Consider the following 14149-nt stretch of genomic DNA (forward strand, 5'->3'; position numbering starts at 1 on the left):
CACTCGACAGAGATGCGGGGCCGGTGACGGGGTGCGGCCACCGGGGGCGAACGCCGCGGAATGTAACGGCCGGGCATGGCCTGCACGGCAACTGCCGGTGAATGCCGCGGGGTTGACGCAGTCTCGCACGGTGGCGCCGGGCCTCCCGGCCGTCCGGGGCGGGCAGGGTGGAGGCATGACGGCAGCGGAACGGAACGAGCAGTGGCACGGTCACGGCGGGACCGGCCGGACGAGCGGGATCGGCGGGCCAGGACCGCACGCCGGGGGTGCCCCGTACGACGGACCCGACACGTCCGACGTAGGTACCGGGTACGGGGTGGACGAAGGGCGTGCGGTGGCGGACGCGGTCGCCGCTGAGGTGCGGCTGGCCGACCCGGCGGTGCGGGGCTCGCGGGAGAGCGCCGCGGCGCTGCTGGACCCGGAGTTCACCGAGGTCGGCGCCTCCGGCCGGCGCTGGACCCGGGAGGAGATGCTCGCCGGACTCCCGGACCTGCCGGGCGGTTCCGCCGACGGCCCGCGCATCGCCCTCTCCGGGCTGTCCGGCACCCGCCTCGCCCCGGGCCTGGTCCACCTGACGTATGAGGCGGAGTACGCCGGACGCCGGTCACTCCGCAGCTCGCTCTGGCGGCGGGACGCGAGAGGCGCCTGGCGGCTGTACTACCACCAGGGGACGCCCGTACCGCCGGGGGAGGACGCCAACTCCCCCGAGAACGCCCCCGGTTGACGCCTCACCCCTCCAGTGCCAGCACCGCGAACGTGGCCAGCCAGTGGTCGGTGGTGAAGTCGCCCGAGGTGGTGGCCGGGAGGCCGGCGCCGAGATGGGTCCGGGCCGCGGCCGTGAGCACCGGGCGGCGGGCGTCGCCGTCGGGGAGCGCGCCGGCGAGGTGGGTGAGGGCGGCGGACCGGCTGAGGCAGAGGCCGAGCAGGTGGCCGATCTGCGGGTCGGCCGGGTCGGAGACGCGCGGCGGGGTGAGGAACGGGCCGGTGGCGGCGGCCGTTTCGTCCCCCAGCTCGGGCAGGAAGGCGGTGAGCCAGCGCGCGAACTCCGCGGCGGGCAGCACCCGGCGCACCGCGTCCGCCTCGCACAGCAGCGGCGAGAGGAAGTCCTGGCCGGAGGGCTCCCAGCGGGTGGCGGCGCCGTGGTCCGGCAGGTACCAGCCGCGCACCGCCGCGCCGACCGGCCCGGCCAGTCCGGGCACCCCGGCGCGCTCCGCGCTGTCCAGGACGAGGCCGAGCGCGAAGGCGCTGTTGGCGTGCGTGCCGTGGCGCACCGGGTAGGTGGCCTTGGGCAGCCAGGCGCGTACGAGCTCGTCGACGGTGCGGGCGGCGGGCGCGAGCGCCGCGTGCCAGTGCCGGGCCCGGCGGGCCGGTTCGCCGTCCCCGTCCGCGAGGGCGGCGGTCTCGGCGGTGAGGGCGAGCAACCAGGCCCAGCCGTAGGGGCGTTCGAAGGAGGGGTGACTGCGCAGGTAGTCGGCCTCGACGGCGAGCGCGCGCGGGGTCAGGTGGGCGTCGAGCACGCGGAGGACGGCGTCCGCCTCGATCCGCTCCGGGTGCCGGCGCAGCAGCCGGACCAGCAGCCAGTGCATGTGCACCGAGGAGTGCCAGTCGTAGGCGCCGTAGAACGCGGGGTGGTGGGCGCGGGGCGGGATCAGCTCGTCCGGGCCGCCGACGAGGTGCGCGGGCGCGTTGGGGTACTCGCGGGTGACGTTCTCGGCCGCGAGGCGCGCGAAGTTCGCGGCGCGCTCCCCGAGCGGGCCCGTGCCGTCGGGGCTCAATGCAGCGCTCCGCCCGTGGCGCGGATGTCGGTCGTCGTGCCCAGCGCGGCGCGGAGCACCGCGCGCAGTCCGGTGGCCATGTCGGCGACCGACATGGAGGGCTCGCCCCGCTCGGTGACCTGCTGCGGCGCGTACGGCACGTGCACGAAACCGCCGCGCAGTCCGGGGTGTTCGGTGGCGGCCAGGTGGGCCAGTCCGTAGAAGACGTGGTTGCAGACGAAGGTGCCCGCGGTCTGCGAGACGGAGGCCGGGACCCCGGCCGCGCGCGAGGCGGCCACGCAGGCCTTCACGGGCAGCGGCGCGAAGTACGCGTCCGGGCCGCCCGCGACGACCGGCTCGTCCACGGGCTGGGCGCCCGCGTTGTCGGGGATGCGGGCGTCGTCGACGTTGACGGCGACGCGCTCGACGGTGAGGCCCGTCCGTCCGCCCGCCTGGCCGAGGCAGAGCACCAGTTCGGGCCGGTGCTCGGCGACGGCGGCGCGCAGCCGCTCGATCGCGGCGCCGAAGACGCAGGGCAACTGCACGGCGGTGACCCGCGGTTCGGTGTCGGGGGAGCCGTCGGCGAGCAGCCGGGCCGCGAGCCACGAGGGGTTCTCGGACTCGCCGCCGAAGGGTTCGAAGCCGGTGACGAGCACGCGGGGAGGCGCTGAGGACACGGTCGGGAACACCACCTGGAGAAACGGACGGGAGAGGAGGAGGGGGCGGAGCCCGCTAGAACGCGAAGAAGTAGATGAGCGCGATGTTGCAGCCCAGCATGGCGGCGGCGGTCGGCGCCTGGGCCTTGATCGGCCCGTACTGGTCCTTCAGTTCGAGCAGCGCCGCCGGGACGATGTTGAAGTTGGCGGCCATCGGCGTCACCAGCGTTCCGCAGAATCCGGCGAGCATGCCGATCGCGAGGATGGCGGCCGCGTTGCCGTCCATCCCCTCGACGAGGACGGGCCAGCCGACGGCCGCGGTCATCACCGGGAAGGCGGCGAAGGCGTTGCCCATGACGACGGTGAAGACGGCCATGCCGACGCAGTACAGCGCGACGGCCGCGAGCCGCTGCCCGTCCGGCAGGATCGCCTCGGTGATCTTCCCGACCTGGGTGCCGACCCCGGCCGCCTGGAAGATCGCCCCGAGCACGGCCAGCAGCTGCGGCAGCAGCAGGGCCCAGCCCATGGACTCCAGCAGCCCGCGGCCCGCGTGGATCGGGACGGAGACGCGCCGCTCGCGCAGCACGGCCATGCCCACCAGCAGCGCGGCAACGGCGCCGATGCCGAGCCCGAGGATGGTCTCGCTGCCCTCCTCCAGGATGGGCTCGCCGCCGATGCGCCACTTCGAGACGAGGGCCGCGCAGATGACGGCGACGACCGGGATGGTCAGCGCCGGGATGAAGAGCTTGTTGCCCCAGCGCGCGGCGAGTTCGGTGCGCTGCTTCTCGCTGGTGGTGTCCGGTACGCCCTTCGCGGTGCGGTTGAACCCGCCGATGCAGATGAGGGCGAGGACGGCGACGCCCAGCGGCTCGGCCGGGAGGGACTTCTGCACGACGCCGGTGCTGTAGAAGAAGCAGCCGCCGAGCAGGCCCCAGAAGGCGGCGGAGCCGTAGCGCTTGGGGTTGGTGCGGTCGGTGGCCATCTGCGCCGCCATCACCAGGAAGGCGGCCCCGACGAGCCAGAAGAACCATTCGGAACGGATCACTTCGCGTTCCCCTTCGTCGCGTCGGCGGTGGCGAATTCGGCGTTCGCGACGACGAGTTCACGTTCCAGCTTGCGGTCCAGGCGCAGCAGCCGCCCGCCGTGGATGAGGAAGGCGCAGACGGCGCTGGGTATCGCCCACAGCGCGAGGTGCAGCGGTTCCAGATGGGTGTTGTAGGTGCTGTTGACCAGCCCGGTGATGAGCAGGATGGAGCCGATGGCGAGGAAGCAGTCCTCGCCGAAGAAGAGTCCGACGTTGTCGGTGCCCGCCGCGTGCGACTTCACCTTTTCGCGGACCTTCTCGGGCAGCGGACGCCCCTCGTTGGAGCGTTCGGCCGCCGCCTCGGCCATCGGCGCGATCATCGGCCGGACGCTCTGCGCCGGGCCGCCGATGGTCTGCAGGCCGAGTGCCGCGGTGAGCTGCCGCAGCAGCAGGTACAGCGTCAGGAACCGGCCGGTCGTCAGCTTGCCGAGCTTGCCGATGAGCGTACGGGCCTGCTGCTGGAGGCCGTTGCGCTCCAGCAGGCCGATGACCGGGAGGGTGATGGCGAAGACCGTCACCGAACGGCTGGACGCGAAGCTCTCGCCGAAGGTCTTGAGGATCCCGGCCGGCGAGAGCCCGCCCAGCAGTCCGGTGGCGATCCCGGCCACCCCGACGACGAGCAGGGGATTGCGTCGCGTGGCGAATCCGAGGATGACCACGAGGACGCCGAGTAGAACGATCATGCGTTCTCGGCCTTCCGTGCATGGGGCGCTGTCAGTGGGAGGACTGAAGCGAATGCCGGGAGGCTAGAGGATCGTTCAACGATCCCACAAGGGGTTGCGAGAGCCGGATGCCGAAGCGGTGGCGGCGCGCCGGCGTACGCGGACGACCTGGGAGAACCGCGCGTACGCGCGTGCGGAAAGGGGGCGTGCCGGGGAGCGGCTCGCCCGCCTTCAGTTCCGGTGCTGCTGCCCGTCCGGTCCGGGCGCGTGCGGGTACGCCTCGATCAACTGCCGCCTGGAGTCCTCCAGGTAGAAGCCGAGCAGCCGCTCGGCCTGCCGCGCGTCGCCCGCGCCCAGCGTCGTGAGGATCTCGCGGTTGCGGGTGAGGTACGGCTCGTGGAAGCGGCGCGGGTCGTCCATCACGTGGAAGGCGAGGCGCAGTTCGGCGAGGACGCCGCGCATCATCTCGTCCGTCCGGTCGCTCCCGGCGAGGCCCGCGATGGCCTGGTGGAAGTGGATGTTGGCGGTGGCGCAGTCCGTCCACACGCCGTCCCGCGCCGCCGTCTCGCCCGCGCGCACGGCGGCCTCCAGCGCGTCCACCCGGTACGGCGCCGTGCCCGAGTCGGCGAGCCTGCGCAGCGCCGCGCACTCGACGAGCTGCCGTACGCGGTAGATGTCCACGATGTCCGCCGCGGTGAGGACCCGGACGAAGGTGCCCCGGTTGAGCCGGTGCACCAGCAGCCGCTCGTGGGTCAGCAGCCGGAACGCCTCGCGCAGGGTGTTGCGGGAGACGCCGAGGGTGCGGCCGATGCGCTCCTCGGAGAGCCGGGCGCCGGGCCGGAAGAGGCCCTGCGCGATGCGTTCCCGCAGGATGCCCGCCACGCGTTCGGCCGTGCTGGTGCGTCCCAGCAGGGCGCGGTCGGCGGCCAGTTCGGACAGCGGAAGGGCGGTGTCGGCGGTCATCGTCATCTCCCGGGGCGGGTGCTGGGCGTCAGTCAAGCCGAGAAAAGCCGAGGAGACAACACAGCTCTTGCCAGATTGTTGAACAACGCCGTACGTTGCTTCAAATGTTTCGGATGATCGACCTCAATGCCGACCTCGGCGAGGGTTTCGGGCGATGGCGGCTCACCGACGACGAGGCCCTGCTGTCCTCGGTCACCAGCGCCAACGTCGCCTGCGGCTTCCACGCCGGCGACCCCGCCACCATGCGCCGGGTCTGCGAGCTCGCCGCCGAGCGCGGGGTACGCATCGGCGCCCAGGTCTCCTACCGTGATCTGGCCGGATTCGGCCGCCGCGCCATGGACGTCCCGTTCGCCGAGCTGGCCGCCGAAATCGCCTACCAGATCGGCGCCCTGGAGATCTTCGCCCGCGCCGCAGGGTCCCGCGTCTCCTACGTCAAGCCGCACGGCGCGCTCTACAACCGGACGGTGCGCGACGCCGAGCAGGCCGCCGCCGTCGTCGAGGGCGTACGCCTGGCGGGCGGCGAGCCGCTGCCCGTGCTCGGGCTGCCCGGTTCGCGGCTGCACGAGGCGGCGGCCGGGGCCGGATTCCCCGTCGTCGAGGAGGCGTTCGCGGACCGCGCGTACCGCCCCGACGGCACCCTCGTCCCCCGCACCGAGCCGGACGCGGTGGTGCACGACCCGGACGAGGTGATCAAGCGGTCCGTCGGCATCGCCCGTGACGGTGAGGTCGCCTCGGCGGACGGCGCCGCGCTCCCGCTCCGCGCCCGCTCGCTCTGCGTGCACGGCGACACCCCGGGCGCCGCGGCCCTCGCCGGACGGGTCCGGGCCGAACTGGCCTCGGCCGGCGTCACCGTGCGGGCCTTCGCGTGAACCGCGAGGCGCCGGACGCGCCGGTGGTCCTGCCGGTCGGCCGGCACGGCCTGCTCGTCGAGCTCCCCACCGCCGAGGCCGCCGAGGCGTTCCACGCCGAGGTGCTGCGCCGCCGCGCCGACGGCAGCCTCCCGGCCGCCCGGGAGATCGTCCCCGGCGCCCGCACCGTCCTGCTGGACGGGCTCGCCGACCCCGCCGCGCTGGCCGCGCAGCTCCCGCACTGGCAGGTCCCGCCGCTGGTGCGGGACGCGGCGCGTGCCGTGGAGATCCCGGTCCGCTACGACGGCCCGGACCTGGCCGAGGTGGCCGGGTTGTGGGGCGTCGCCCCCGAGGAGGTCGGGCGGCTGCACGCGGCGACCGAATTCCGCGTCGCCTTCTGCGGGTTCGCGCCCGGCTTCGGCTATCTGACGGGGCTGGACGAGAAGTACCACGTGCCGCGCCGCTCCAGCCCGCGCACCCGGGTGCCGGTGGGCGCGGTCGGCCTCGCGGGCGGGTACACCGGCGTCTACCCGCGCTCCTCGCCGGGCGGCTGGCAGCTCATCGGCACCGCCGTCGGCACCACCCTGTGGGACACGGGCCGCAGCCCCGCGGCGCTCCTGGCCCCCGGCACGCATGTCCGCTTCGTCCCGGTCGCTGCGCAGACCCGGACCGAAGCGGAACCCGAAACGGAACCGGGACGGCGCCGCGCGTCCGGCCCGGGGGAGGAGCGCCCGTGAGCACCGGGACCCGCACCGCCGAAGCAGCCGTACCGCTGCCCGCGGCCCGTGCCGGGGCGGCCCCGCGCACGGCCGAGGTCGTCCGGGCCGGGGCGCTCACCACCGTCCAGGACCTGGGCAGGCCGGGGCACGCGCACCTCGGCGTCCCGCGCTCGGGCGCGCTCGACGCGCCCGCGCACCGGCTCGCCAACCGCCTCCTGGGCAACCCGGAGACCGCCGCCACCCTGGAGACCACCCTCAACGGCTGTGCCCTGCGGGCCGGTTCGGCGCTGCGCGCCGTCGTCACCGGCGCCCCCTGCCCGGTGACCGTCGACGGGCGCCCGTCGCCCTGGGGCGTCCCGTTCCGGGTGCCGGCCGGTGCCGTGGTCGAGGTGGGGCACGCGGCGCACGGGCTGCGCAGCTACCTCGGCCTCGACGGTGGGGCGGAGGCGGAAGCGGAACTCGGCAGCCGGGCCACCGACCTGCTCTCCGGGCTCGGCCCCGCACCCCTGCGCGACGGCGACGTGCTGCCGCTGGGCCCGGCGCGCCCCGGCGCCCCCGCGGCCCCGGCCGAGGCGGCACCCTGGGCCGCGCCGCCCCGCGAACTCGTCCTGCCCCTGGTCCCGGGCCCGCGCGCCGACTGGTTCACCCACGGGGCGCTGCGGACCCTGGCCACCGGCACCTACCGGGTCTCCCCGGCGAGCAACCGGATCGGGCTGCGGACGGAGGGCCCGGTCCTGGAGCGGGCGCGGGAGGGCGAACTCCCCAGCGAGGGCATGGCACTCGGCGCCGTGCAGGTGCCGCCGGAGGGCAGGCCGGTGGTCTTCCTCGCCGACCATCCGGTGACGGGCGGCTACCCCGTGATCGGAGTCGTCCCCGAGGAGGCCCTGGCCGCGGCGGCCCAGGCGGTCCCGGGCACCCCGCTCCGGTTCGTCCCCGTCGGCTGAGGCGTCCCGGCACCCCCGCGTACGGGGGCGCCGGGCGGCCGTCAGTGCTTCCCGGAGCCCGAACGCCCCTTCCCGCCGGTGGAGTCGGCGGGCCGGCCCGCCGGGTCGGTGACGTCGATCAGGCGGCAGACCGTCTCGATGTCTATCTTCACCTGGGCGATCGAGGCCCGTCCGGAGAGCCAGGTGGTCAGCGCCGAGTGCCAGGTGTGCTCGATGACGCGGACCGCCGAGAGCTGTTCGGGGGTCGGCGCCGAGCGCAGGCTCATGGCGTCGAGGATGATCGTGGTGGTGAGCCGGGAGACGGTGTCCACCTCGGCGCTCACCGAACGGTCGGCGAAGGTCAGCGCCCGCACCATGGCGTCCGCCAGGTGCGGTTCGCGCTGCATCGCGCGGAAGGCGCGCATCAGCGTCTCCGCCACCCGCTGCGCCGGTTCCTGCTGGGAGGGCGGCCGCTTGTGCAGGGTGGTGTGCATCTGCTGCAGCTGGTCCTGCATGGTCGCGACGAGCAGGTGCACCTTCGACGGGAAGTACCGGTAGAGGGTGCCGAGGGCGACACCCGAGGACTCGGCCACCTCGCGCATCTGCACCGCGTCGAATCCGCCGCCCCGCGCGAGGCGCGCGCTGGCCTGGAGTATGCGGCGGCGCCGTGCCTCCTGGCGTTCGGTCAGCGGCGGTGACGCGGACTGGGCGGCGGTCCTGGGCTGTGTGGTCATGAGTCCCGTTTCCGTGGCGTTCATGCCCTGTCGGGCTGGGAGGGTCCCGGGCTGGAGGCCGGTGTCTGCGGCCTGCGGAACGGACCGCATCCTGGCAGGTGGCCCCGGGGTGGTGCGAATCACCTGCTCCCGTTGCTCACAAGAAGTGACCGGCCGGTAAATTCGTAGCCCTCGGGGGTCGGTCAGGATCCGGTCAGTCTTGGCATCCTGAAACTTGTTCTAGGTTAGCGCGAGCGGCTACGCTCCCGCGAAAGTGCAGTGAGAAGGGGGCCGCGAGTGACCGCAGAGGCCGTACGCGAAGGCGGATCCGGCCCCCCGACCGGGGCCGCGACGCAGGACGCGGACAGACCCGCAGCCAGTGCAGCAGCCGGTGCGGCAGCCGATGCCGGCGCCGGCGGACCGCTGCGCATCGCGCTGCTCACCTACAAGGGCAACCCGTACTGCGGCGGCCAGGGCGTCTACGTACGCCACCTCTCCCGTGAACTCGCCCGGCTCGGGCACCACGTGGAGGTCATCGGCGCCCAGCCGTACCCGGTGCTCGACGAGGGCGTGCGGCTCACCGAGCTGCCGAGCCTCGACCTGTACCGGCAGCCCGACCCCTTCCGCACGCCGAAGCGGGACGAGTACCGGGACTGGGTCGACCTGCTGGAGACCGGCACCATGTGGACCGGCGGCTTCCCCGAGCCGCTCACCTTCTCGCTCCGCGCCCGCCGCCATCTGGCCGCGCGCAGCGGGGAGTTCGACATCGTGCACGACAACCAGACGCTCGGCTACGGCCTGTTGGGCGACCTCGGCGCCCCGCTCGTCACCACCATCCACCACCCCATCACCGTCGACCGGCAGCTCGACCTCGACGCCGCCCCGAACTGGCGGCGCCGCGCCTCCGTGCGCCGCTGGTACGGGTTCACGCGGATGCAGAAGCGGGTGGCGCGGCGGCTGCCGTCCGTGCTCACCGTCTCCGGCTCGTCCCGGCAGGAGATCAGCGAGCAGCTCGGGGTGCGGGGCGACCGCATCCACGTCGTGCACATCGGCGCCGACACCCGGCTGTTCTCGCCCGACCCGGCCGTCGCCGAGGTGCCGGGACGGATCGTCACCACCTCCAGCGCCGACGTTCCGCTGAAGGGCCTGGTGCACCTCGTCGAGGCGCTGGCCAAGGTGCGCTCCGGACGGCCCGAGGCGCACCTCGTGGTCGTCGGCAAGCGTCCCGAGGAGGGCCCCGTCGCGGAGGCGCTGAAGCGGCACGGGCTGGACGAGGCCGTCGAGTTCGTCAAGGGCATCAGCGACGCGGAGCTGGCCGACCTGGTCCGCTCGGCCGAGGTCGCCTGCGTGCCCTCGCTGTACGAGGGCTTCTCGCTGCCCGCCGCCGAGGCCATGGCCACCGGCACCCCGCTCGTCGCCACCACGGGCGGCGCGATCCCCGAGGTCGCGGGCAAGGACGGCGAGACCTGCCTGGCCGTGCCGCCCGGCGACCCGGACGCCCTCGCCACCGCGCTCACCCGGCTGCTCCAGGACCCCGGGCTGCGGGCCCGCCTGGGCGCGGACGGGCGGGAGCGGGTGCTGCGCCGCTTCACCTGGGAGCAGGCGGCGCGCGGCACCGTCGAGCGCTACCGCGCCGCGCTCGCGGCGCAACCCCGCGTCCGCCGGTAGCGCCAACCCGCCCCGGCGGCACCCGACTTCACCCCGCACGCCCCCTCGTACCTCCGCACACCCCCGCACGTCACCCCCGCTGAAAGAAGAGGCATACCCCCCGTGCTGACCGTGGATTTCTCCCGCTTCCCGCTCGCCCCGGGCGATCGCGTCCTCGACCTGGGCTGCGGCGCGGGACGGCACGCCTTCGAGTGCTACCGGCGGGGCGCGCGCGTTGTCGCCCTGGACCAGAACGCCGAGGAGATCCGGGAGGTCGCGAAGTGGTTCGCGGCCATGGAGGAGGCGGGTGAGGCCCCCGCGGGCGCCACCGCCACCGCCATGGAGGGCGACGCGCTCGCGCTGCCCTTCCCGGACGACAGCTTCGACGTCGTGATCATCTCCGAGGTCATGGAGCACATCCCGGACGACAAGGGCGTGCTCGCCGAGATGGTGCGCGTCCTCAAGCCCGGCGGCCGGATGGCCGTGACCGTGCCGCGCTACGGGCCCGAGAAGGTCTGCTGGGCGCTCAGCGACGCGTACCACGAGGTCGAGGGCGGCCACATCCGCATCTACCGGGGCGACGAACTCCTGCGCAAGATGCGCGAGTCCGGCCTCCGCCCGTACGGCACGCACCACGCGCACGGGCTGCACTCGCCGTACTGGTGGCTCAAGTGCGCCTTCGGCGTCGACAACGAGAAGGCACTGCCCGTCCGCGCGTACCACAAGCTGCTGGTCTGGGACATCATGAAGAAGCCGCTCGCGACTCGCGTCGCCGAGCGGGCGCTGGACCCGCTGATCGGCAAGAGCTTCGTGGCGTACGCGACCAAGCCGCACGCGCCCGTGCGCGAGGCCGCCACCGGCGACGGGGTGACTCCCGTGGCGCAGGCGGCGGTTCAGGGCACGTCCGAGGGCACCGCGTGACGAGCCCGGAGCGCACCGAACGGCTCGTCCTTCCCGGCGTCCTGACCGCGGAGCAGGCCACCGAGACCGTCGCCGGCATCCTCGCGGCGCAGCGCGCCGACGGGGCGATCCCCTGGTTCCGCGGCCACCACCTGGACCCGTGGGACCACGTCGAGGCCGCGATGGCCCTCGACGTCGCCGGTGAGCACGAGCGCGCCGAGGCCGCCTACCTGTGGCTCGCCGAGCACCAGCTGCCCGACGGCTCCTGGTACGCGGCGTACGACGACGGCGCCGCCGACCGGCCGACGGACACCGGCCGGGAGAGCAACTTCTGCGCCTACATCGCGGTGGGCGTCTGGCACCACTACCTGGCCACCGGGGACGAGGCGTTCCTGGAGCGGCTGTGGCCCGTGGTCTCCGCCGCCGTCGGCTTCGTGCTCCGACTCCAGCAGCCCGGCGGCCAGATCGGCTGGAAGCGCGAGGCCGACGGCACCGTCGTCACCGACGCGCTGCTGACCGGCTCCGCCTCCGTCTACCAGGCGCTGCGCTGCGCCCTGGCGCTGGCCGAGCACCGCGACGAGCCGCAGCCGGACTGGGAGCTGGCCGTCGGCTGGCTCGGCCACGCCGTGCGCCGGCACCCCGAGCGGTTCCTCGACAAGTCCCGCTACTCGATGGACTGGTACTACCCCGTGCTCGGCGGCGCCCTGCGCGGCCCCGAGGCGAAGGCCCGCCTGGAAGAGCAGTGGGACACCTTCGTGGTGCCGGGCCGCGGCGTCCGCTGCGTCCACCCCAACCCGTGGGTGACGGGCGGGGAGAGCGCCGAACTGGCGCTCGCCCTCTGGGCGGTGGGCGAGTCCGACCGCGCGCTGGAGATCCTCACCTGGATCCAGCACCTGCGCGCCGAGGACGGCATGTACTGGACGGGGCACGTGTTCGACGAGGACGTCGTCTGGCCCCGGGAGCGCACCACCTGGACGGCGGGCTCGCTGCTGCTGGCCGTGGCGGCGCTCGGCGGCGACGAGGCCACCGTCCAGGTCTTCTCCGGCGACCGGCTGCCCGTCGGTCTCCCGCCGGACTGCTGCTGACGGCGGACGGGGGCGGTGCCGTGCGGCGCCGCCCCCGTCCGTTCAGAGCGCGAGGTCCGCGAGGGTGCGGAGGGTGAGCGGGTCGGCTGCGGTGACGAGCAGGTCGGTGACCGGTCCCTCGCGCCACAACTCCAGCCGCTCCGCGAGGCGTTCGCGCGGGCCGACGAGCGAGATCTCGTCGGCGAAGGCGTCCGGCACGGCGTGCACGGCCTCCTCGCGGCGCCCGGAGAGGAACAGCTCGCGTACCTTCGCGGCCTCGTCCGCGTAGCCCATGCGGGCCATCAGGTCGGCGTGGAAGTTCTTGGTGGCGTGGCCCATGCCGCCGATGTAGAAGCCCAGCATGGCTTTGACCGGAAGCAGGCCCTCCGCGACGTCGGAGCAGACCCGGGCCTGTGCCATCGGTGCGATGAGGAAGCCGGGCGGCGCCTCGGTGAGCGAGGGCGCGTAGACCTCGGGGCGCGAGGGTGACCAGTACAGCGGCAGCCAGCCGTCGGCGATCCGGGTGGTCTGCGCGATGTTCTTCGGGCCCTCGGCGCCCAGCAGTACGGGCAGGTCGGCGCGGAGCGGGTGGGTGATCGGCTTGAGCGGCTTGCCGAGCCCGGTCCCGCCCTCACCGGCGTACGGCAGCGAGTGGAAGCGCCCGTCGAGCTCCACCGGCCCCTCGCGGCGCAGCACTTGGCGGACGACGTCGACGTACTCGCGGGTGAGGGTCAGCGGCGAGGAGGGGAACGGCCTGCCGTACCAGCCCTCGACGACCTGCGGCCCGGACAGCCCGAGCCCGAGCATCATCCGCCCGCCGGAGAGGTGGTCGAGGGTGAGCGCCTGCATGGCGGTGGTGGTGGGGCTGCGGGCCGCCATCTGCGCGACGGCGGTGCCCAGCCGGATGCGGGAGGTGTGCGCGGCGATCCAGGTGAGCGGGGTGAAGGCGTCGGAGCCCCACGCCTCGGCCGTCCACACCGAGCTGTAGCCCAGCTCCTCGGCCTGGCGGGCGAGTTCGAGGTGCCGTGGGTCGGGGCCGCGGCCCCAGTAGCCCAGTGCCAGTCCGAGTCGCATCCGTGGACCTCCCTTGGCTCCGCCGGAACTGACGTCACATCAGTCCGTCCAGGCCGGGCAGCGTACGGCAACGGCCCCCCGCCCGGAAGGGCGAGGGGCCGTGGTGCGCGCGGACGCGGTCAGCCGCGCTGGATGCCGGAGGTGTCGTGCAGCATGCCGCGGCGGCCGTCCTGGGTCTGCGCGACCAGGGCCTGGCCGCGCTGCTCGACCGCCAGGTACCAGGTGCCGGGCGCCAGTTCGGCCACCGGCTGCGGGGAGCCGTCCTCGCCGAACAGCGGGCGGGCCACCGGCACGGCGAACCAGAACGGCTGGAACGCCGGGTCGGCCGCGGCCTGCGGCTGCTGCGTGGCCTGCGCCGGCTGGGCCTGGCCCGGCGCCGGCTGCGCCTGCGCGGGCTGCTCCTGGCCGCCGGGGTAGCCGTAGCCGCCCTGGGTGCCGCCGAAGCCGCCGGGCTGGCCGGGCTGCTGCTGGGCGCCGGGCTGCGGGGCACCCGCGCCCGGGTAGCCGTAGCCGCCCTGGGGCTGCTGCCCGTACGCGTTCGGCTGCTTCGGCGTGCTCGCGGGCACCAGCGGGGCCTTCAGCGCGGGGACGAGCGAACCGGCGGCGCCGGCGGCGGCGAAGACCAGCGCGAAGATCAGGGTCAGCCAGGCGCCGATGCCGAAGCCGACGTACTTGTTGGTGTCGATCGGACCCGAGGAGGTCGGGAACAGCGCGGAGAAGATCGACCAGATCGCGGACCAGCCGACGACCACGGACAGCACGGTGGCCCACCGGTCGAATCCGAGCCCGAGGAGCTTGCGTCCCTCCGGCAGCGCGCGCCCGGCGAGGAAGAGGCCGGCCGCGACGAGCGCGAGCAGGTGCACCGTCGGCAGCAGCGGGAAGGTGGACGGCGACCAGGCGGACACGGAGCAGTCCTCCCTGCACTGCCCCTCCATGCTGAAGAAGGGCAGGAAGGAGGAGATCAGCAGCAGCACCGCTGCGCCGATCACCGCGCCATCGCCTCGGGTGAGCGAGCGGATGTTCACGTGGGTTCCTTAGTCGGTTTCATGAGGTCGGTGTGGGTGGCGGTCTGCGCCGGGGGTGGCCCCCCATCGTACGGACGCGTAGCGGCCGCGGTCTCCCGGGTTGTGCCCCGTCGGCCG

At 74.3% G+C, this 14149-nt stretch carries 15 protein-coding genes; 7 read left to right on the forward strand and 8 right to left on the reverse strand.

Going from position 1 to position 14149, the window contains the following annotated elements; genetic code table 11:
- Window positions 1–316: 316 nt before the first annotated feature.
- Window positions 317–724 carry a nuclear transport factor 2 family protein gene (locus HCC30_RS23110; protein WP_346776774.1) on the forward strand — a complete coding sequence of 136 codons (408 nt, stop codon included), beginning with the start codon at window positions 317–319 and terminating at the stop codon, window positions 722–724.
- 4 nt (window positions 725–728) lie between these two features.
- Here the strand turns inward: HCC30_RS23110 and HCC30_RS23115 are convergent, their stop codons facing one another.
- The 5 genes from HCC30_RS23115 to HCC30_RS23135 all read right to left on the reverse strand — a co-directional run bounded on the left by HCC30_RS23115 (window position 729) and on the right by HCC30_RS23135 (window position 5119).
- A complete protein-coding gene (locus HCC30_RS23115) occupies window positions 729–1775 on the reverse strand; it encodes a DUF2891 domain-containing protein (protein WP_169444679.1) in 1047 nt (348 codons plus the stop codon).
- On the reverse strand, window positions 1772–2431 hold the full coding sequence (pcp, locus tag HCC30_RS23120) for a pyroglutamyl-peptidase I (RefSeq protein ID WP_169444680.1): 660 nt from the start codon (window positions 2429–2431) through the stop codon (window positions 1772–1774). The genes HCC30_RS23115 and pcp overlap by 4 nt, the downstream gene beginning before the upstream one ends.
- 55 nt (window positions 2432–2486) lie before the next feature.
- Window positions 2487–3455, reverse strand: coding sequence for a DUF979 domain-containing protein (locus HCC30_RS23125; RefSeq protein WP_169444681.1), 969 nt, complete (start codon window positions 3453–3455; stop codon window positions 2487–2489).
- Window positions 3452–4177, reverse strand: coding sequence for a DUF969 domain-containing protein (locus HCC30_RS23130; protein ID WP_169444682.1), 726 nt, complete (start codon window positions 4175–4177; stop codon window positions 3452–3454). Before HCC30_RS23130 ends, HCC30_RS23125 begins: the two co-directional genes overlap by 4 nt.
- A 210-nt stretch (window positions 4178–4387) precedes the next feature.
- Entirely contained in the window at window positions 4388–5119 is a 732-nt protein-coding gene (locus HCC30_RS23135; RefSeq protein WP_169444683.1) for a GntR family transcriptional regulator, read from the reverse strand.
- Window positions 5120–5232: 113 nt separating this feature from the next.
- Here HCC30_RS23135 and HCC30_RS23140 point away from each other — a divergent pair, with 113 nt between their 5' ends.
- The 3 genes from HCC30_RS23140 to HCC30_RS23150 are packed head-to-tail and all read left to right on the forward strand — an operon-like array spanning window position 5233 to window position 7630.
- Complete coding sequence (locus HCC30_RS23140) at window positions 5233–5988, forward strand: 5-oxoprolinase subunit PxpA (protein ID WP_240979831.1); 756 nt, start codon at window positions 5233–5235, stop codon at window positions 5986–5988.
- Window positions 5985–6704, forward strand: a complete 720-nt coding sequence (locus HCC30_RS23145) for an allophanate hydrolase subunit 1 (RefSeq protein WP_169444684.1) — start codon at window positions 5985–5987, stop codon at window positions 6702–6704. Before HCC30_RS23140 ends, HCC30_RS23145 begins: the two co-directional genes overlap by 4 nt.
- Before the next feature lie 35 nt (window positions 6705–6739).
- On the forward strand, window positions 6740–7630 hold the full coding sequence (locus HCC30_RS23150) for a biotin-dependent carboxyltransferase family protein (protein ID WP_169444779.1): 891 nt from the start codon (window positions 6740–6742) through the stop codon (window positions 7628–7630).
- 41 nt (window positions 7631–7671) lie between these two features.
- Here HCC30_RS23150 and HCC30_RS23155 read toward each other — a convergent pair whose 3' ends face one another.
- Window positions 7672–8343 carry a TetR family transcriptional regulator gene (locus HCC30_RS23155; protein ID WP_169444685.1) on the reverse strand — a complete coding sequence of 224 codons (672 nt, stop codon included), beginning with the start codon at window positions 8341–8343 and terminating at the stop codon, window positions 7672–7674.
- Window positions 8344–8619: 276 nt separating this feature from the next.
- Between HCC30_RS23155 and HCC30_RS23160 the strand changes: the two genes are divergently transcribed.
- The 3 genes from HCC30_RS23160 (at window position 8620) to HCC30_RS23170 (ending at window position 11954) form a co-directional block, all read left to right on the forward strand.
- Window positions 8620–9990: a glycosyltransferase family 4 protein gene (locus HCC30_RS23160; RefSeq protein ID WP_169444686.1), complete on the forward strand. Its 1371-nt coding sequence runs from the start codon at window positions 8620–8622 to the stop codon at window positions 9988–9990.
- A gap of 102 nt (window positions 9991–10092) precedes the next feature.
- Entirely contained in the window at window positions 10093–10890 is a 798-nt protein-coding gene (locus tag HCC30_RS23165) for a class I SAM-dependent methyltransferase (protein WP_169444687.1), read from the forward strand.
- Window positions 10887–11954, forward strand: a complete 1068-nt coding sequence (locus tag HCC30_RS23170; protein ID WP_169444688.1) for a prenyltransferase — start codon at window positions 10887–10889, stop codon at window positions 11952–11954. Before HCC30_RS23165 ends, HCC30_RS23170 begins: the two co-directional genes overlap by 4 nt.
- Before the next feature lie 42 nt (window positions 11955–11996).
- Here HCC30_RS23170 and HCC30_RS23175 read toward each other — a convergent pair whose 3' ends face one another.
- Window positions 11997–13007, reverse strand: coding sequence for an LLM class F420-dependent oxidoreductase (locus HCC30_RS23175; RefSeq protein WP_169444689.1), 1011 nt, complete (start codon window positions 13005–13007; stop codon window positions 11997–11999).
- Window positions 13008–13126: 119 nt separating this feature from the next.
- Window positions 13127–14032 (reverse strand): DUF5336 domain-containing protein, encoded by a 906-nt coding sequence (locus tag HCC30_RS23180; protein ID WP_169444690.1) that lies wholly within the window; start codon window positions 14030–14032, stop codon window positions 13127–13129.
- Window positions 14033–14149: the final 117 nt, after the last annotated feature.

The organism is Streptomyces sp. HNM0574 (assembly GCF_012726235.1).
GTDB lineage: Bacteria > Actinomycetota > Actinomycetes > Streptomycetales > Streptomycetaceae > Streptomyces.

Bases quoted from the DNA above. Each gene is read 5' to 3' on its own strand.
- HCC30_RS23175 (WP_169444689.1), bottom strand. From the start codon at position 13,007: ATGCGACTCGGACTGGCACTGGGCTACTGGGGCCGCGGCCCCGACCCA.
- HCC30_RS23135 (WP_169444683.1), bottom strand. From the start codon at position 5,119: ATGACCGCCGACACCGCCCTTCCGCTGTCCGAACTGGCCGCCGACCGC.
- HCC30_RS23140 (WP_240979831.1), top strand. From the start codon at position 5,233: ATGATCGACCTCAATGCCGACCTCGGCGAGGGTTTCGGGCGATGGCGG.
- HCC30_RS23155 (WP_169444685.1), bottom strand. From the start codon at position 8,343: ATGACCACACAGCCCAGGACCGCCGCCCAGTCCGCGTCACCGCCGCTG.
- HCC30_RS23130 (WP_169444682.1), bottom strand. From the start codon at position 4,177: ATGATCGTTCTACTCGGCGTCCTCGTGGTCATCCTCGGATTCGCCACG.